The following is an 18,088-nucleotide window of genomic DNA, read 5'->3' as shown; positions in this document are numbered from 1 at the left end:
CCGTATGCCTGGGGTGTGGGCGAGGGCGTCACTGCGCAGTCGGGTGCTGCTGCTCGCTGTCGCGCTCCTGACGGTCGGCTTCACGGCGTTCAGCCTGGTCACCGGCAACGCCCTGCGTGGCTACATGGCGGACCGCGTCGACGCGCAACTGCGTGCTGTCGCTCAGGTGTTCGCCCTGGTTCCGCCCACGGCAGCGGAGAGCGGCGCCGCACGAAAGCTGCCATCCGGCCTCGGTGACTTCAGCACGGAAGTCCTCGGTAACCCCGTCATCACCTATGTTACGGAAGACGGCACGGTCGAGACCAGTGTCGACTCCCTCGCCGGGACCGGCCGGACGGAGCAGGCGACAGGCCCGGCACTGCCCCGGATGAACACCGCTGCGATCATCGCCCGCGGCGGTCGCCCCTTCACCGTCGCCAGCACGAAGGGCGACACCCGCTGGCGGGTGATCGCCGTGCCAAGGATCATCGGCGCCCGCCTGCCGGGCGCCGCGACGACGAACTCCTCCAATTCCGGCAGTGTCCTTGTGGCGACGACGATGACCCAGGCAGACAGCACGGTGAACCGCATGTGGCGGATCTACCAGAGCACGGGACTCGGCCTGCTTGCCGTCCTGGCCGTGGCCGGCTGGTTCGCGGTCCGCTCGGGACTGCGTCCGCTGTTCCGTATCGAAGAGACAGCAGCCGAGATCGCCGGCGGCGATCTCTCTCGTCGTGTGCCCGAACTGGCCGGTTCGAAGACGGAGTTGGGGCGACTGGCGGCGGCGCTGAACGGCATGCTCGGGCAGCTTGAGTCCGCTTTCGCCGCCCGCGCCGAGTCCGAGGCGCGGATGAGCCGGTTCGTCGCCGACGCCAGCCACGAGCTACGCACCCCACTCGCCGGCATCAAGGGCCTGACCGATCTGCACCGCATGGGCGCCCTGCCTGAACGTGAGGACGTCGACGCCACGATGAACCGCATCGCCCGCGAGTCCGAACGCCTCACCCGGCTCATCGAGGACATGCTCCTCCTGGCCCGCCTCGACGAACACGCGCTGAAGACCACGGGCAAGCCCACCGGTTCCCGCGCGTCGGAGGGCCCTCCGGATCTCGACCTCGCCCCCGCCGACCTGCGCACCCTGGCCGCCGACGCCCTCCACGACGTACGCGCTCTGGACCCGTCCCGCACCGTCACGCTCACCGGACCGGGCAGCGAGGGCCCACCCGCCCTCGCGCCGGCTCTCGCCGACGAGGCCCGGCTGCGCCAGGTGGTCACCAACCTGGTCGGGAACGCCGTCGCCCACACCCCGTCCGGCACACCTCTGCGGATCGGCGTCGGCACGGTCGGCGGCCACGCCGTCCTGGAGGTGGCCGATGAGGGCCCCGGGCTCACGCCGGAGCAGAGCGACCGCATTTTCGAGCGCTTCTACCGTGCCGACACCTCTCGCAACCGCGCCACCGGCGGGGCCGGTCTAGGCCTGTCCATCGTCCAATCCATGGTCACCGCCCACGCGGGACACGTCGTGGTCGACTCGACCCCTGGTCAGGGCGCCACGTTCCGGATTCTGCTCCCAAGACTCGCCGACCAGCCGACGCCGACCGGCCCACTTGAACCAGCGACGCTCAAGGGATGACCAGTGCACATGGGCTCTGGCCTGGTCCGACTCCTCGGGCATCCAGCATCAGGCCGCGGGTCGTATGAGGCCGGACTCGTAGCCGAAGGCCACCGCCTGGACACGGGCGCGGGCGCCGATCTTGGCGAGGATGTTGCTGACGTGGCCTTTGACGGTCGCCGGGGCGATGGGCAGCCGCTCGGTGATCTCGGCGTTGGACCAGCCGGAGGCGACGGCGATGAACACGTCGTGTTCCCGACCGGTGAGCGGGTCGAGCCCGGAAGTCTGAGGGGGCACCGGGCCGGCGTCGGCAGAGGCGGGCAGGAGGCCATCGAGCTGGGCGAGTTCACTGTCACGGCCGGTGAAGCCAGCGACGGCCAGGGGAAGTTGGGCGGGGACCGCGCACGGCATCGCGGCCGTTGTAGGCATCGGGGCAGGGGATGTGTCCTGGCGCAGAACGGCCGTCTGGATGTCCCGCAACGCTGGGCTGGGGTCGATGCCCAGGTCGTGGGCCAGTCGCCCGCGAGTGTGATGGAAGCGGTCCAGGGCTTCGGCGGAGCGGCCGCTGAGGTGCAGTGCGAGCATCAGCTGGCCCGCCAGACGTCCGGAGGAGGCGGGCAGGGGTACGGCGCCGCACAGATGGGCGAAGGCTGCCTCGGAGCGCAGGCGCTCGGGGTTGTCGCCGACGGCTCTCAGGAGGCGGGCGGCGGTCTCGGGTCCGACGCCGTTGACGGCCAGCAGCATCGGAGCGGCCTGAGTCGCCGATGTGGTTAACTCCGCGTCGTACTCGCTGATTTCACGCCCGAGGTCTTGGTAGCGGCGGGCAAGGCGACGCAGGGTTGACAAGGTCGGGTGTCGGTCGGAGTCTGGCGCACACACTGATCAGGTCTGCCGCTGCCAGACCGCGCAGGGTGTCGGGCGCGGTGACCAGGAAACTGCGGATCTGATTGATGGCCTGGGTGCGGGCCTTCACGGCCGAGGTGCGGGCGTTGCGCAGGACTCGCAGTCCCTCGGCGGCGCCGGCGTGGATCTTGGGTATGACGCCCGCGCGTCCGGAGGCGACTGCCTCGGCGGCGGCATAGGCGCAGGGGCGTGGGAGTGGTGCGACCGGGCGGGGCGCGGCACGGGGGCGCCGTCACCTCGGGCAGAGATTCATACGGCCTATGGCCTTCTGGTGGGGCGTCCCGGCTCATGATCTCCGGGACGCCCCACCACGGGTGCCTGTTCCGCCTTGTGGCGCAGGGGCGGTCTTCAGGAACGCGCGGACGGCTCGGGTTCGGGGGCCGGGCTGTCCTGTGCGGAGGCCGGGAAGGGTTCGTCGGGTGGGTCGACCGAGAGGTGGGGCATCCTGCGGTCCAGCCAGGCCGGGAGCCACCAGTTGGCCTTGCCGAACAGGTGCATGGATGCCGGGACCAGGATGGTGCGCAGGACGAAGGCGTCCAGGGCGACCGCGGCGGACAGGCCGATGCCGAACTCCGCGATCGTGCGCTGGCCGCCGAAGACGAAGGCGATGAAGACGCAGACCATGATGGCGGAGGCAGCGGTGATGACCCGCGCCGTCTCCACCTGGCCGACGCGCACCGAGCGGGCGTTGTCCTTGGTGTGCACCCACTCCTCATGCATTCGGCTGACCAGGAACACCTGGTAGTCCATGGACAGTCCGAACAGGATGGAGATCATCATCACGGGGAGGAAGGCTTCTATCGGACCTGCCCTGCCGAGTCCCAGGGCTTCCGAGCCCCAGCCCCACTGGAACACCGCGATCAGGATGCCGAAGGAGGCTCCGGCGGCCAGCAGGTTCATCACCCCCGCGACGACCGGGATCAGCAGACTGCGGAAGGCGAGCATGAGCAGCAGCCCGCCGAGGATGACGATCACCACGATGAACAGCGGCAGCTTGCCGGTGAGTACCGTCGCGAAGTCGTTGAACGTCGCGGTCGGTCCGCCGACGTAGACCTTGAGGGCGGTGCCCTTCTCGGCTGTGGGGATCACCTCGTCACGTAGGCGGTCGATCAGGTCGGAGGTCTCCTTGTCCTGGGGGGAGGCGGTGGGGAAGACCTGGACGATGCCCACCGTGGAGCCGGGCCGGATGGGCATCGCGGTGACGCTCGCGACGCCTTCGACGTTCTCCAGCCGGGCGGACAGTTTCGTCAGGGCGGCCTTGTCCGCGGCCGAGGGGACCTGGGCGACGAGCTGCAGTGGCCCGTTGAAGCCGGGGCCGAATCCGTCGGCCAGCAGGTCGTAGGCCTTGCGGGTGGTGGTGGACGCCGGGTTGTTGCCCGCGTCCGACGACCCCAGGCGCAGGGAGAAGACGGGGAGGGTGAGGGCGACCATCACCACCAGCGCGACCAGGGACAGCACACGGGGGCGCCGCTCGACCACAGCGGCCCAGCGGACCCAGGGGCCGGATGTGGCGTTCTCGGGCAGTGGCTCGCCGGCTGCCAGCCTGCGCCGCGCCCGCCGGCCGAGAACCCGCATGCCGAGCAGTCCCAGCAGGGCCGGAAGGAGGGTCACCGCGGCGAGGACGGTCAGCGCCACCGTCAGCGCCGAAGCCACGGCGACTCCGTTGAGGAATTCGGTCTGCAGGACGAACATGCCCAGCAGGGCGATGCAAACGGTGCCGCCGGCGAAGAGTACGGCACGTCCCGAGGTGTTCACCGCCCTGACCAGGGATTCCTGGACGTCGAGCCCGGACTGCAGGCCCTTGCGGTGCCGGGTGACGATGAACAGGGCGTAGTCGATGCCCACACCCAGGCCGATGAGGGTGGACAGGGTCGGGGCGATCTCACCGATGGTCATCCCATGACTGAGCAGGCCCGTGGCGAGGATGGCGGTGCCGACCCCGGCTGTCGCGGTCAGGATCGGCAACAGCATGGCGAACAGCGAGCCGAAGGCGATGAAGAGCACCACGGCGGCCGCCAACACGCCGATGAGTTCACTGGTGGCCGGCGGTGCCTGCTCGGTGCTCTTGATCGCCTGGCCGCCCAGTTCGACCTGCAGGCCGTCGGTCCTGGCCGCATCAGCGGTGTCGATCACCCGCTGGACGTCCGCATCGTCGAGGTCCTGCTGGACCTTGGCGAAGTTCACCTGGGCGTAGGCGGTGCGGCCGTCCTTGCTGATCTGGGCCGCGCCCTGCGCACTGTAGGGGCTGGTGACACCGCTGATCTCGGGCAGCTTGGCGATCTTGTCCAGGGTGTCGGTCATCCGCTCCCTCGTCGCGCTGTCGCGGACGGAGCCGGAGTCGACATGCCAGACCACGGTGTCCGTGTCGCCGGCCTGAGCGGGGAAGGACGATCTCAACAGGTTCAGTGCCTTGTTGGACTCGCTGTTCGGCAGTGAGAAGCTGTTGTTGTAGGCGCTTCCGGCGCTCTGCGAAGCGGCAACGAGTCCGCCGAGCAGGCCGAGCCAGAGCAGCACGACGACGACCCGGTGTTGGTAGCACCAGCGTGCGAGAGTAGACAATGGGGCTCCACGTTCAGGGGTGGGTGGTTCGGTAGGTGCCGAGGCGCTCTCGCCGAGAGCCGGGTCCGGTGACCGGATCATCATGATTTTGCAATCGCCCTGGCCGCCGCATCCGCGAGGGCCTGCGAGTCGACAAGAGCATGTGCCGTGGCCGGGTTTGTGGCGGTGGGAATGTTGTACAGGGTCGCGAGGCGCAGCAGTGCATACACGTCGTGAGTGTGCGGGTGGACTCCCAGCGGGTCCCAGAAGAACACCAGGCAGGTCACCTGTCCGGCGCTGACCAGCGCGCCGATCTGCTGGTCTCCACCCAACGGCCCCGACTCGACCGAGTCGACGGGTAACCCCGTCGACTCGGTCACAACACGCGCCGTACTACGTGTGGCTACCAATCGCTTCCCCATGAGCCAGGCGTGTTGCGCCTGGGCCCATTTGGCCAGTTCATGTTTCTTCGCATCGTGTGCAATGAGAGCTACCACCCTGGGTGGCGTGGCCGTGTTCGCCGCGGGCGTGCCGGAGGTGTTCACCGGGTGCCTCCGGGGGCGGTGTGGACGATCTCGGCCTGGTCGCGTTTGGTGTAGGCGTCCCAGTAGTGCTCGGCGATGGTCTCGGGTTCGGTGCCGGGGCCGCTGCCGATGTACACGCCGATGGCCACGTGTGCGGTGTGCACTCCGTGCTCGGCGAGGTCGATGCCCAGGGCGATGGCGTAGTTGCGCAGGGCCGCCGCCGCGACGCCGATGCTGCCGAACGCGCCGCCGCTGGGCCGGATGGAGGAGGCGCCCGTGGAGAACAGCAGGGTGCCGCTGCCGCGTTCGAGCATGGCGGGCAGCACCTGACGGACCGCGGCGACCGCTCCGTAGAGGTAGTAGTCGAGCTGCTTGTGGAGGTCCTGCGCGGTGGCGTCGACGGCGGCGGCGCCGGCGAACGTGGGGTCGGCGGGTGAGTACTCCAGTACGTCGAGGGCCCCGAACCGGTCGGCGACCGCGGCGAGCGCCGACTGCAGCGAGTCGGGACGCGTCACGTCCGCGGCGAAGCCCGCGGCCTCGATGCCCTCCTCGGCGAGCTGTGCGGCGAGCGCGTCGAGCTTGTCCTTCGTCCGGGCGACCAGGGCGACCTGGAAACCCTCCTTTCCGAAGCGGCGGGCGATGGACAGGCCCAGTCCGGGGCCTGCTCCGATGACGGCGATGACGGGCATGGGTGGTGCTCCTGTGGTCGGACGGACTGAATGGATGAGGCGCACCCTTTGCCGTGGCAGCGGCCAGGACTGAAAGTCGAGGGCGGCCTCATGTTCTGGAGCGTAGCAGAGAATATGAGGCTGCCCTCCGGTTGATAGGCTGAGGGGCATGGCCATCGACCGTCCGTCCGCCTCCGCCGAAAACCCGGCCCCTGTCCGCCCCCTGCGGCGCGACGCGCAGCGCAATCGCGAGTCCCTGCTCACCGCGGCCCGCTCCTGCTTCGCCGAGCAGGGCCTGGAAGCATCCCTGGAGCAGGTGGCCAAGCGGGCCGGGGTGGCCATCGGCACGCTGTACCGGCACTTCCCCACCCGGCTGAACCTGGTGCAGGCGACCTTCGCCGAGAAGCTGACCCTCTGGCGGGAGGCCGCCGAGAAGGCCGTCACCATGGACGACGCCTGGGCGGGGCTGTGCCACTTCCTGGAGACCATGTGCGAACTCCAGTCACAGGACCGGGGGTTCAACGACCTGGCCTCCATACGACTGCCGGAGAGCGCCTGCCTGGCGGGCACCCAGACCCGCATCCGCGAACTCGGCGTACACATCGTCGAGCGTGCCCAGGAACAGGGCAGCCTGCGCCCCGACCTCACCCCCCAGGACCTCGCCTTCGTCATCTGGTCGCACAGCCGCGTCACCGAGGCCACCCACGCCATCGCCCCAAACGCCTGGCGCCGCCACCTCTACCTCCTGCTCGACGGCTTCCGAACCGACCGCGCCCACCCACTGCCGGCACCGCCGCTCACCGGGGAGCAGCTGTACCGCGCCATGATCACCCTCGGCGGAAACGGGGCCTGCGGCACCTGACCATCGGCACGCGTCGTTGTCTGGCTCTAATGACTCCTAAGAGGTCGTTTTGAGATATTTTGTGCGACTTCACGCGCCACAGACAGGTGCTTGCGTCTCTCGCGTATCGGGTTCCTGCAGGGAGCGGCGGGAGTAATCGCCGATATCACCTTCCCTTGGAATGAGACGGGCTTCCTCGGATGAGACGGGCAATTCGAGCCTCCCTCGCACCCCGCTAATCGCCCCAACCCCTGAGGTATCTCAAGGCCCAATCCGCCACGGGGACTTGTTGGGATGAAACGTAATCTGCAGATGAAAACGACCTCTCAGCGCAACGTCCCCGTCGATGCCTGCCGCTTTCTTTCCGGTGCTCTGCTGCGTCACCCGGCGCACAACTCCTGATCTCGGATGTCCGTCCAAGCGGATCAAGCCCACGGCGCCGGTGAACCGCGCAGCTGTTCACGCGTCCTGCGCGGGTCCGGTGTCATCGCCGGCCACGGGACGACCGCCGATCAGCACCAGCCGTACCAGCTCGGCGTCCAAGAGGGCCAGTGCCTGGGCCACGGGGGCGCGCAGCAGCACCAGATCGGCCGGCGTCCCGGGGCGGATCCGCTGTGGCGAGTCGCCCGGCCGCTGGGCGGTGGAGAGGTAGCCCTCCAGTGCCTGGGCGGGAGTGAGCCGTTCGCCGGGGCCGAGGACCGTGCCCGAGCCGGTGCGCCGCTGCACGGCGGCGCGCATGACCGCCCAGGGGTCGATGGGCCCGTAGGGCGCGTCGCTGGACAGGCCCACCGGGATCCCGGCCGCACGCAGCGAGGCGCAGCGGTACAGGTCGCCGTGCTCGTCGGCGGGTGTGCCGCGCCGGTAGTCGTCGCCGCGGTCGGCGAGGAAGCCCGGCTGGGTCACCACCCGCAGGCCCAGGCGCCGTACGGTCGGCAGGACTTCGCAAGGAGTCAGGGACGCGTGTTCGAGCCGGTCGCCGGGGAGCGTACCCACTTCCTCCAGTACCGCCAGGAGCAGCAGGATCGCTTCGCGGGTCACACAGTGCACGGCGACCGGCCGGCCGGTCCGGTGCGCCGCCTCGACGGCTTCGGCGAGTTCGTCGAAGCCGGGCAGCGCCGAGTCGGCGATGACGATCTTCCACGGGCCGGATCGCGGACCGGACCGTTCGGGCGGGCTGCCGGTGAGCGGTGCGCCGAGCAGATGCACCCGTTGCGGCAGTTCTTGGCGGGCCATCGCCTCGGACACGGCCGCGACCGTGGCGGCGTCCAGGCCGGGCGTGGCGTCGGTGACCGTGGTGATGCCGTATCCGGCCAGTCGTCGGCCCAGGTCGGCCAGCGAGGGCGGGGCACCGGGCGGCAGGCGATCGCGCAGCCAGGCGTCCGCCCGCCACAGCCGTCCGGTCGGGCGGCCGTCGGCGTCCCGTTCCACCCCGGCGTGATCGGCCGTGGCCAGGCCGACGGCCGCGACAGCACGGGAGTTGAGCATCCACAGCGCGCCGCTGCGGTGCTGCACCCTCACCGGCACGTCAGCGCGCAGCGCGTCCAGCCGGGCCGCGTCCAACTCGCCCGCCACGGATTCGTGGTAGCGCACCCCCCGGACCCAGCCGTGCCGGTCGGGGCCGGTGCGGTGCAGGGCCCGCGCCAGCCCCTGCGCGTCGTGGACCGTGGCCGGGTCGCACGCGGCGGAGGCGAGGTCCGCCGCGGTGGCGAACAGGTGCAGGTGATGGTCCGTCAACCCGGGCAGCAGCGCTCCACCGTGCGCCTGGAGCTCGTGCTCCGCACGGCCCGCGCGCGGCAGGGCGCGGCCCGTCTCCAGCACCCGGCCGCGTCCGATCCGCACATCCAGGAGCTCTCCGTCGATCTCCGCGCCGCGGATGAGCAGGCCGGTCATGGTACGGCGATCCCGAGCCGGCGCAGCACCGCACCGGTGTCCGCGCCCAGCATCGGCGCGGCACCGGCGGGCGTGCGGGCCACCGGCGCCGCCACCGGGACCAGGCCCGCGCCGGTGTCCACCTGCCAGCCGTCACCGCCGCCGGAGGGCAGCGCGCGCGCCGTGGGGGCCGTATGCGCGCGTACCGTCGCCGCCACCACATCGGCCATCGCCACCTCCCACAGCACTCCGCCACCGCCCTCGGGTTCGGACATCGCCAGCGCGGCGGCCGTCAGACCGGTCAGCGGGTCGGCGATCGCGTCCCCGCAGAAGACCGGCGTTCCCTGGTCGTCGGTGGCCAGCAGGCCGCCTGCCGCGGCCACGTCGTCGCCGAACCCCACCCGGTCCACGGACCGGCCGTAGGCGGTGATCGACACCCAGGTGCAGCCGCGCTCCACCTCGGCCGCCGCGTCCAGGCCGAACCGGGCCAGGGCCCGGGGGCGGGAGGCCTCGACGACCACGTCCGCGGCGCGCACCAGCGCGTGCAGCGCCGCTCGGCCGACCCGGTCGGCCGGGTCCAGTGCCACCGCGCGGTGCCCGGCGTGCAGCAGGTCGTAGAAGGCCCGGTTGCCGAACCTCGCACCGTCCGGACGCGAGGGCACCTCGACCTTGACCACCTCCGCCCCGGCCAGCCCCAGCAGGTGCGCGCACAGCGGACCGGCCCACAGTGCGCTGAAGTCCACGACCAGCATGCCGCGCACCGAGCGGGGCCGGCCAGGGCGCGGCACGCGTACGGCATCCGCCTCCAGCCCCCCGCCCGGCCACCCGCGTACCGCCCCGGCCGCCAGTCCCAGCAGCGCCACCCGCTCCTCCAGCTCGGCCGTGCTGTGCGCGGCGAGCCAGGCGGCCAGTCGCCGCGGCAGCCACTCGTCCAGCTCATGCCCGATCAGCGCGCTCCACAGCAGCGGGTCGTCCGGGCGTACGCAGGAGACCGCCGCCCAGCCGTCCGCCGTGGGCAGCAACCGGCACCCGCCGCCCACCGAGACCCGCCCCCTGCGAGTGGCGCCGGTCAGCGCCGCCCGCTCGGCCAGCAGCCGCCCTCCGTCCACCCGTACCGGACGGCCCGCCTCCGCGCCGGCCCGCCCGATGTGCGCGGCCAGGCGCGCGGCGAGAGCGGCCGCCTCGCCCATGGGTACCAGCGGAGTCCCGCCGGCGTGCCCGGTCAGCCACATCACTCCGCTGCGTGCCCAGGCGTCTGCCGCGGCAGCTGCTGACTGCGGTGCCCCGGTGACCATGCCCAGATGGTAGAACGGGGAGGTGGCTGCCCCAACCATGATCCGTGTCGAGGACCTGGCCGCGGGCGCGGCACAGGCGGAGCTGCTCGGTGCGGACGGGACCGTGGAGGATCCGCTGGTCGTCGTCGACCTGGACCAGCCGGCCGCCGACGAGACAGTGCTGCGCCGGGCGGTGCGCCGGGCCGCGGAGTGCGACCGCCTGCTGGTGGGCCTCACCCGCACGACCGACGGCACACGCCACCTCGTCCCACCGCTGCTGGACGCGCTGGACCTGACACTCGTGCCCGTCGACAGCGCCGATCGGCGTCTGGTCGCAGTCGACGACCCTGAGGCGACAGCCCGCACCCTGGTGCGCGCGGCCGCGGACAGCCCCCAGGCGGCCGTCATCCTGGGCCGTCTGCTGCGCACCGGCCCGCGGCTGACCGTAGGACAGGCCCTCGACGCCGAGTCGCTCGCCTACTCCACACTGCTGGCGGGCCGTCGCTTCGCCCGCTGGCAGGCCGCCCGCGCTCCCCGCCGGCCGCCGCCGCCCGCCCCGGCCGATCCCGTGCTCGTGTGCCGGGACGGGGACGTCCTGCGGGTGACCCTCAACCGGCCGGAACGGCACAACGCCTATGGCCGGGAACTGCGCGACGCCCTCGTCGCCGCGCTCGACCTCGCACTGCTGGACGACACCCTCACCGAGGTCGTCCTGAGCGGCAACGGGCCCTCCTTCTGCTCCGGCGGCGACCTCGGCGAATTCGGAGTCGCCCGCGACCTGGACACCGCACATCTGATCCGCACCCGTGCCGGCGCCGCCCTTCCCCTGCACAAGCTGCGCGACCGCGTCACCGTCCGCCTCCACGGCAACTGCATCGGCGCCGGGATCGAGCTGCCCGCCTTCGCCTCCCGGGTCGTCGCCGACCCGGGAGCCGTCTTCCGCCTGCCCGAACTGGGCATGGGCCTGATCCCCGGCGCCGGCGGAACGGTCAGCGTTTCGCGCCGCATCGGCCGCTGGCGCACCCTCCATCTCGTGCTGACCGGCTGCCCGCTCACCGCCGAACGCGCCCTGGACTGGGGTCTGGTCGACGAACTGAGCTCGTCCGGCCCGACCGGCGCCTGACCCGGAACACGGGAACACACGCCGAGCTGAGGCGTGCACGGATCTCGACACCCCTGCCTGGAAGCCATACGATATGGCTTCCAGAAAGCCTTTCGTTAGCGTGGACGGAGGGGCTGGCGTCCTTGCGACCTGCGGTGTCACCGCAGGAACCGGGCGTCGGCCGAGCCCTGCCGGGGGGACCGCCGCCGCGTACCCACGGTCAAGCGCCGCCCCCCGCCGTTGCCGACCGTGACGTCACCCGCGATGTCCGCACCCACGGAGAGGTAGCGCAAATGATCGAGACCAGCGTCGGTCCGTTCACACCGGAACGCCGCATGCTCATCGACGGCAAGCTCGTAGAAGCGGCGTCCGGCAAGCTCTTCGACAACATCAACCCCGCGACCGAGGAAGTGCTCGGCAGCGTCGCCGACGCCGGGCACGAGGACATGGCGCAGGCCGTCACTGCGGCCAGGCGGGCCTTCGACGAGACCGACTGGGCCACCGACCACGCCTTCCGCCGACGCTGCCTCGAACAGCTGCAGGAGGCCCTGGAGTCCGAACGCGAGCAGATGCGCGCCGAGCTCGTCGCCGAGGCCGGCACCCCGGTGGCGATGACCCGGCTGCAGTTGGACTCCCCTCTGGAGGACGCCCTCCGCTGGCCCGCCGGGTACATCGAGCAGTTCCCATGGGAGCGGCAACTGCCCGACGGGAACGCCTTCGGGATGGCCAGCAAGCGGAAGGTGGTCAAGGAGCCGCAGGGTGTCGTCGGCGCGATCATCCCGTGGAACTACCCGTTCGAGGTGACCGCCAACAAGCTCGGCCCGATCCTCGCCACAGGCAACACGGTCGTCGTGAAGCCCGCACCGGACACCCCCTGGAACGCCACCCGCCTGGGCCGGCTCATCGCCGAGCACACCGACATCCCCGCCGGTGTGGTGAACATCGTTCCGTCCTCCGACCACCTGGTCGGCGAGGCCCTCACCCTCGACCCGCGGGTGGACCTGATCTCGTTCACCGGCTCGACGGTCACCGGCAAGCGGATCATGGAGAAGGGCGCCGCCACGCTCAAGCGCGTGTTCCTCGAACTCGGCGGCAAGTCCGCGATGATCGTCTGCGACGACGCCGACCTGGCCCAGGTGTTGCCGGCCGCCAGAGCCGTCTGCTCGCACGCCGGGCAGGCATGCGCGCTGCAGACCCGCGTCCTGCTGCCCCGGTCCCGGTATGCCGAGGGCGTGGCGATCCTGAAGTCGGCCATGGAGAACATCCCGTACGGCGATCCGACCGACCCGGCCAACATCCAGGGCCCGCAGGTGAGCGCGAAGCAGCGCGACCGCGTCCTGGCGTACATCCACAAGGGCGTCGACGAGGGCGCCGAACTGGTCGTCGGAGGACGCCGGCCGCCTCACCTCGGCAAGGGCTACTTCATCGAGCCCACGCTGTTCGTCAATGTCGACAACTCCATGACGATCGCCCAGGAGGAGATCTTCGGCCCCGTCCTCACCGTGATCGCCTACGACGACGACGAGGACGCGATCCGCATCGCCAACGACAGCAGCTACGGGCTGTCCGGCGGAGTCTTCTCGGCCTCGCCCGAGCGGGCCATGGCCATCGCGCACCGCATCCGCACCGGGTCGATCTCGGTGAACGGCGGCAGGTGGTACGGCGCCGACGGACCATACGGGGGCTACAAGACCAGCGGGATCGGACGGCAGAACGGCGTCGAGGGGTTCGAGACCTACCTCGAGACCAAGCTCATCGGGTACATCGGCTGAGCGGTCCTCGACCGCCGCGCCACAGACCCCGCGTTCAACACCGGACAAGGCACCGGGCAAGCAAGGCACCGGACAAGCAAGGAGTACCCGTGAAACGTCCCATGGAAGGCGTACGGATCGTCGAGGTCGCCCAGTACACATTTGTGCCGGCGTCCGGCGGGGTCCTCGCCGAGTGGGGGGCCGAGGTCATCAAGATCGAGCACGCGGTCCGCGGCGACGCGCAGCGTGGCCTGGTGAAACTGCTCGGCCTCGACGTCGTGCCGACGACATCCTTTTTCCCGATCATGGAGGGCCCGAACCGGGGCAAGCGCAGTGTCGGCATCGCCCTGGAGGTGCCGGAAGGCCGCGCGCTGCTGGACGAGCTGATCCGCTCGGCCGACGTGTTCGTCACGAACTTCCTGCCGAGCGCGCGGGAGAAGCTGCGCATCAACGTCGACGACATCCGCGCGGTCAATCCCGACATCATCTACGTCCGCGGCACCGGCTTCGGCGCCCGGGGCGAGGATGCGGGCAAGGGCGGATATGACAGCACGGCGTTCTGGGGAAGGGCCGGGAGCGCCGACGGCGTCACACCGGTCGGCGCCGACCGGCTGGCCAAAATGCCGTCGGGCGCGTACGGCGACTCAATGGGCGGCCTGACCATGGCCGGCGGCATCGCGGCCGCGCTGTACGCCCGCAAGGCGACCGGCGAGCCGTCGGTCGTGGACGTGTCCCTGCTGGGCCTCGGCGCCTGGGCGACCCAGTACTCCGTCAACCAGGCCCTGCTCGTCGGCGGCCCGTTGCCCAAGGTCCAGGAGCCGCGGCACGGCTCGTCGTCGAACCCGCTGGCCGGGTCCTTCCGCACGGCCGACGGCCGCTGGCTGCTGCTGACCATGCTCCAGCCCACCAGGTACTGGCCCGAGTTCTGCGAGCGCATGGGACGGCCGGAACTGGTGACCGACCCGCGCTTCGCGGGCGCCGCCGTCCTGGAGCACGGCGCCGAGGGCGGTGACATCGTCGCGGAGATCATCGGCGGTATCACCCTCGACGAGTGGTGCCGGCGGATGGAGGGCGCGCAGGGACAGTGGGCACTCGTGCAGAACGCCTACGAGGTCGGCATGGACCCGGCGCTGCGCGAGAACGGCTTCATCACCAAGGTCGTCGACGCCGACGGGGTGGAGCGGGAACTCGTCGCCAACCCGGTCCAGTTCGACGAGACACCCGTGAAGAGCCGACGGGCTCCGCAGTTCGCCGAACACACCGACGACGTACTGCGCGACCTCGGCAAGTCCGAGGAGGAGATCATCGATCTGAAACTCCTCGGTGCGGTCACGTGACCGCACCGAGCACCGGCCACAGCGGGGCGTGCCGCGGAGAGGGAAGCACGTGAGGGCCGGCGTGCGGCAGGTGGTGGTCGTGGGCGCCGGCCTCGGTGGTCTGACCGTGGCAGAGGAACTGCGCAGGCTCGGCTTCGGCGGGTCCGTCGTCGTGGTCGGCGCGGAGGCCGAGCCGCCCTACGACCGGCCGCCGCTGTCGAAAGAGGTACTGAAGGGCACGCGCGCCAACCCGCCACTGCTGCGCGAGCCGAAGGAACTGGACGCCCTCGGACTGGATCTGCGGCTGGGCACCGTGGCGAGGGGCGTGGATACCACGGCTCGCCGAGTCCACCTGGAGGGCGGCGGAGAGCTGCCCTACGACGTGCTCGTCATCGCGACCGGCGCACGGGCCCGCCGGTGGGAAGCCGCCGGTGCCGCGGCGAACGTCTGGTCCCTGCGCACCGCACAGGACGCCGCCCACATCGCTGCGGCCGTCGCGGGCCGGGGCCGCATCGGCGTGCTCGGTGCCGGCTTCATCGGGTGCGAGGTGGCGGCCAGTGCCCGGGAGACGGGCTGCGACGTGACACTCGTAGAGGTCCGGTCGGCGCCACTGTCACACGCGCTCGGTCCGCAAGCGGGAGCCGAGATCGCCAGACGCCATCGGGCGGCCGGGGTCGACTTGCGGTGCGGGGTGACGATCGACGAGGTCGTCCTGGACGGTGAGAACCTTTCCGCGGTCCGGCTCTCCGACGGCAGGAGTGTCGCGCTCGACGCGTTGGTGGTCGGCCTCGGCGTCGTCCCGGACACCGAGTGGGTCGAGGGCTCGGGGATCGCGGTCGACGACGGCGTCGTGTGCGACGCGTCCGGGCGGACGTCCCACGAGGACGTCTACGCCGTCGGCGACGTCGCGCGCTGGGTCAATGCACGCACCGGCCGGCACCGGCGGATCGAGCACTGGACCACCACGACCGAGCAGGCGGCGATCGTGGCGAGCGGCATCGCCGGGCACGAGCGCCGGGTGCTCGACGAGGTGCCGTACTTCTGGAGCGACCAGTACGGCACGAAGATCCAGTGCGTCGGCGAACCGGACGCGGGCGCCGACATCACCGTACGGATGACCGGTGCGGGCGGAGACCGGCCGCTGTACCTCTACAGCCGTCACGGCGAGCTGACCGGCGTCCTCGGATTCGGTCTTGCCCGCGTCGTGACGCGGCTGCGGGCGCTGGTCACGGAACGGACGGCACTCGGGGACGCCCTGGACGTTGTCGACGGACTGCACCCGCAGGCGCCGTCACGGACGAATTCACCAGCATGAGGAAGAGGGCGCGTCACCGTCCAGGTGAGGCCCCGTCGGCGAGGAGAAACGACATGACAGGTCGGGTTACGGGCAAGGTCGCACTGATCACCGGTGCCGCACGCGGGCAGGGACGCAGTCACGCCGTCCAGCTCGCCCGCGAGGGCGCGGACATCATCGCGGTCGACTATCTCACCTCCTTCGACACCATCAGCTACCCGATGGCGACGCAGGAGGATCAGCAACAGACGGTGAAGGAGGTCGAGGCGCTCGGCCGGCGGATCCTCACCATTCAGGCCGATGTCCGCGACGGGGCCGCCATGCGGAAGGCGGTGGCCGACGGCGTCGCGGAGTTCGGCAAGATCGACGTCGTGGTGGCCAACGCCGGTATCTGCGCGATGACGAAGGACCAGCCCCTGCAGGCGTGGGTGGACGTCAGCGGCGTCGACTTCGGCGGCGTGCTCAACACCCTCAACGCGGCGATTCCGCACCTCGGTGCCGGTGCCTCGCTGGTGGTCACCGGTTCCCTCGCCGCCCTGGTCAAGGGCGGCCCGAGCAAGGAGCCGGGCGGCGTGGCCTACGCCTGGGCCAAGCGCTCGCTCGTCTCGCTTGTCCATGACCTCGCGCTCGTGCTGGCGCCCCACTCCATTCGCCTCAACGGGGTGCACCCGACCAACTGCAACACGGACATGCTCCACCACGAGGCCATGTACCAGACGTTCCGGCCGGATCAGGAGCACCCCACGCGCGAGGACGCGACCAAGGCGTTCCCGGTGATGCAGGCCATGCCGGTGCCGTGGGTGGAACCCTCGGACGTCAGCCAGGTGATCGTCTTCCTGGCCTCGGACGAGTCGCGCTACATCACCGGGCAGTTCATCAACTGCGACGCCGGAGGACATCTCAAAATCTGATCGAGCGGTATCCGGCTGCACAGCGCGGAGGAGGACTGATGCGCGTCGGCTTCGTCGGCCTGGGCGACCAGGGCGCGCCCATCGCCGCGCGCATCGCGGCGGCGGGGGTCGACTGCACGGTGTGGGCCCGCCGCCCCGAGACGCTCGACCCCTTCCGCGCCGGCCCGGCCCGGGTGGCCGACGCCCTCGCCGACCTCGGCGAGGGCGTCGACCTGCTCGGGACCTGCCTGTTCGACGCGGCCGGCACATGGGAGGTCCTCTTCGGGTCGGCCGGTGTCGCACCGGCGATGCCGGCCGGCGCGACGATCGCGGTGCACAGCACGATCTCGCCCGACGAGGTGCGGGCACTGGCCCGCGAGGCCGCGACGTACGGTCTGCACCTGCTGGACGCCCCGGTCAGCGGTGGCCGGATCCGCGCGGAGGCGGGCGAACTCATCACGATGGTCGGCGGCGAGCAGAGCACGTTCGCCCGCTTCGAGCCGCTGCTGCGGACGTTCTCCGCCGAGGTCGTGCACGTGGGACCCGTGGGTGCGGGCCAGCACGCCAAGTTGCTGAACAACGCCATGCTTGCCGCGCACCTCGCCCTCGCGGCGGACGCCTTCCGGATCGCCGAAGGCCACGGGATCGATCCCGTGGCCTTCGGAAAGGTGCTCGCGGGCGGCTCGGGCCGGAGCTTCGGCGTCGAAATGTACGCTCGTGCCGGCGGACTGGCGGCCGTCGCCCGGTCCCAGGCCCGGCCGACGCTCGGCAAGGACGTCGCACTGCTGGCCGACTCGATGGTGTCCGCCCGCGAGGGCGGGCTTCTGCTCTCGGCAGCCCGAGCGGCGATCGCCGGGCTCGACGCGGCCGCCGACGACTGAAGGACGACGCCGGCGGCCGCATTCGCGTGTCAGGAGCTGAGCGTGATGGCGCGCTCCGGGCAGTTGGTGGCCCCGGCGCGCGCCGCGGCCTCCAGCTCCGGGGGCACCGCCTTGTCGGAGCCGATGTCGCTGTAGCCGTCGTCGTCCACGGTGAAGACCTGCGGGGCGACCGCGTTGCAGCGCGCGTGACCGCTGCACTTGGCCGAGTCGGCGGATGCTTTCATGTGCTGTGTCCTTTCCTGGGGGCGGCGGGGCGTGTGTCGGCCCCGCGCCGAGTGAGGTTCGAGTCGGTCAGGCCCCGGCGCCGACCTGCGGTGGCTGCGCCACGACGAGGGGGGTGTCGGCGTCGACCGGACCCACGGATCGCGCTCCGCCGGGATTGCCGAGCGGCGCCCCGTCGACCAGCGGAAGGGAGAAGAAGGCGGCGTTGTCGGCGATCGACGCCTGAAGGGCTTCCGGCACTTCCTGATCGAAGTAGACGGCGTCGTTCGGGCACACCGGTGCGCAGGCGCCGCAGTCGATGCATTCCTCCGGATTGATGTACAGGGCTCGGGCACCCTCGTAGATGCAGTCGACCGGACACTCGCGCACACACGCGCGGTCCTTGAGGTCGACGCACCTGGTGGTGATGACATACGGCATGACG

The 18,088-nt window shown here is 71.1% G+C and carries 16 protein-coding genes; 8 read left to right on the top strand and 8 right to left on the bottom strand.

The window, feature by feature from the left end; translation table 11 throughout:
• Nucleotides 1-4: 4 nt before the first annotated feature.
• Nucleotides 5-1,612 (top strand): sensor histidine kinase, encoded by a 1,608-nt coding sequence (locus OG241_RS04120; protein WP_405826037.1) that lies wholly within the window; start codon nt 5-7, stop codon nt 1,610-1,612.
• Between the two features lie 48 nt (nt 1,613-1,660).
• Here OG241_RS04120 and OG241_RS04115 read toward each other — a convergent pair whose 3' ends face one another.
• From OG241_RS04115 to OG241_RS04100, 4 genes are all read right to left on the bottom strand, one after another.
• A complete protein-coding gene (locus OG241_RS04115) occupies nt 1,661-2,335 on the bottom strand; it encodes a LuxR C-terminal-related transcriptional regulator (RefSeq protein ID WP_405813701.1) in 675 nt (224 codons plus the stop codon).
• A 507-nt stretch (nt 2,336-2,842) separates the two neighbouring features.
• A complete protein-coding gene (locus tag OG241_RS04110; protein ID WP_405547462.1) occupies nt 2,843-5,053 on the bottom strand; it encodes an MMPL family transporter in 2,211 nt (736 codons plus the stop codon).
• 80 nt (nt 5,054-5,133) lie between these two features.
• Nucleotides 5,134-5,577 (bottom strand): methylglyoxal synthase, encoded by a 444-nt coding sequence (locus OG241_RS04105; RefSeq protein ID WP_405813699.1) that lies wholly within the window; start codon nt 5,575-5,577, stop codon nt 5,134-5,136.
• Complete coding sequence (locus OG241_RS04100; protein WP_405813629.1) at nt 5,574-6,245, bottom strand: SDR family NAD(P)-dependent oxidoreductase; 672 nt, start codon at nt 6,243-6,245, stop codon at nt 5,574-5,576. Before OG241_RS04100 ends, OG241_RS04105 begins: the two co-directional genes overlap by 4 nt.
• Before the next feature lie 148 nt (nt 6,246-6,393).
• On the opposite strand from OG241_RS04100, the gene OG241_RS04095 reads away from it, so the two are divergent.
• Nucleotides 6,394-7,086 carry a TetR/AcrR family transcriptional regulator gene (locus tag OG241_RS04095; protein WP_405813630.1) on the top strand — a complete coding sequence of 231 codons (693 nt, stop codon included), beginning with the start codon at nt 6,394-6,396 and terminating at the stop codon, nt 7,084-7,086.
• A 438-nt stretch (nt 7,087-7,524) separates the two neighbouring features.
• On the opposite strand, the gene OG241_RS04090 is transcribed toward OG241_RS04095, so the two are convergent.
• Nucleotides 7,525-8,955, bottom strand: coding sequence for an amidohydrolase family protein (locus tag OG241_RS04090; protein ID WP_405813698.1), 1,431 nt, complete (start codon nt 8,953-8,955; stop codon nt 7,525-7,527).
• Entirely contained in the window at nt 8,952-10,229 is a 1,278-nt protein-coding gene (locus OG241_RS04085; RefSeq protein ID WP_405813697.1) for a CoA transferase, read from the bottom strand. Before OG241_RS04085 ends, OG241_RS04090 begins: the two co-directional genes overlap by 4 nt.
• A gap of 37 nt (nt 10,230-10,266) precedes the next feature.
• On the opposite strand from OG241_RS04085, the gene OG241_RS04080 reads away from it, so the two are divergent.
• The 6 genes from OG241_RS04080 (at nt 10,267) to OG241_RS04055 (ending at nt 17,442) form a co-directional block, all read left to right on the top strand.
• The gene (locus OG241_RS04080) at nt 10,267-11,331 is read left to right on the top strand and encodes an enoyl-CoA hydratase/isomerase family protein (RefSeq protein ID WP_405813696.1); all 1,065 of its coding nucleotides are present in this window, start codon (nt 10,267-10,269) and stop codon (nt 11,329-11,331) included.
• A gap of 272 nt (nt 11,332-11,603) precedes the next feature.
• A complete protein-coding gene (locus tag OG241_RS04075) occupies nt 11,604-13,082 on the top strand; it encodes an aldehyde dehydrogenase family protein (RefSeq protein WP_405813695.1) in 1,479 nt (492 codons plus the stop codon).
• Between the two features lie 89 nt (nt 13,083-13,171).
• Nucleotides 13,172-14,398 (top strand): CaiB/BaiF CoA transferase family protein, encoded by a 1,227-nt coding sequence (locus OG241_RS04070; RefSeq protein WP_405813694.1) that lies wholly within the window; start codon nt 13,172-13,174, stop codon nt 14,396-14,398.
• A 49-nt stretch (nt 14,399-14,447) separates the two neighbouring features.
• Entirely contained in the window at nt 14,448-15,692 is a 1,245-nt protein-coding gene (locus OG241_RS04065; protein WP_328974885.1) for an FAD/NAD(P)-binding oxidoreductase, read from the top strand.
• 53 nt (nt 15,693-15,745) lie between these two features.
• Nucleotides 15,746-16,582 (top strand): mycofactocin-coupled SDR family oxidoreductase, encoded by an 837-nt coding sequence (locus OG241_RS04060; RefSeq protein ID WP_405813693.1) that lies wholly within the window; start codon nt 15,746-15,748, stop codon nt 16,580-16,582.
• A 38-nt stretch (nt 16,583-16,620) separates the two neighbouring features.
• Nucleotides 16,621-17,442: an NAD(P)-dependent oxidoreductase gene (locus OG241_RS04055; protein ID WP_405813692.1), complete on the top strand. Its 822-nt coding sequence runs from the start codon at nt 16,621-16,623 to the stop codon at nt 17,440-17,442.
• Nucleotides 17,443-17,471: 29 nt separating this feature from the next.
• On the opposite strand, the gene OG241_RS04050 is transcribed toward OG241_RS04055, so the two are convergent.
• Nucleotides 17,472-17,666, bottom strand: coding sequence for a ferredoxin (locus OG241_RS04050; protein ID WP_328974882.1), 195 nt, complete (start codon nt 17,664-17,666; stop codon nt 17,472-17,474).
• A gap of 67 nt (nt 17,667-17,733) precedes the next feature.
• A complete protein-coding gene (fdxA, locus tag OG241_RS04045; protein ID WP_266586726.1) occupies nt 17,734-18,084 on the bottom strand; it encodes a ferredoxin in 351 nt (116 codons plus the stop codon).
• Between the last annotated feature and the right edge of the window lie 4 nt (nt 18,085-18,088).

Origin of the sequence: Streptomyces sp. NBC_01390, assembly GCF_045040105.1 — a bacterium.
In the GTDB taxonomy this organism is placed as follows: domain Bacteria; phylum Actinomycetota; class Actinomycetes; order Streptomycetales; family Streptomycetaceae; genus Streptomyces.
Note: the sequence above shows the minus strand (reverse complement) of the source record. Positions and strands in the feature narration are given on the sequence as shown.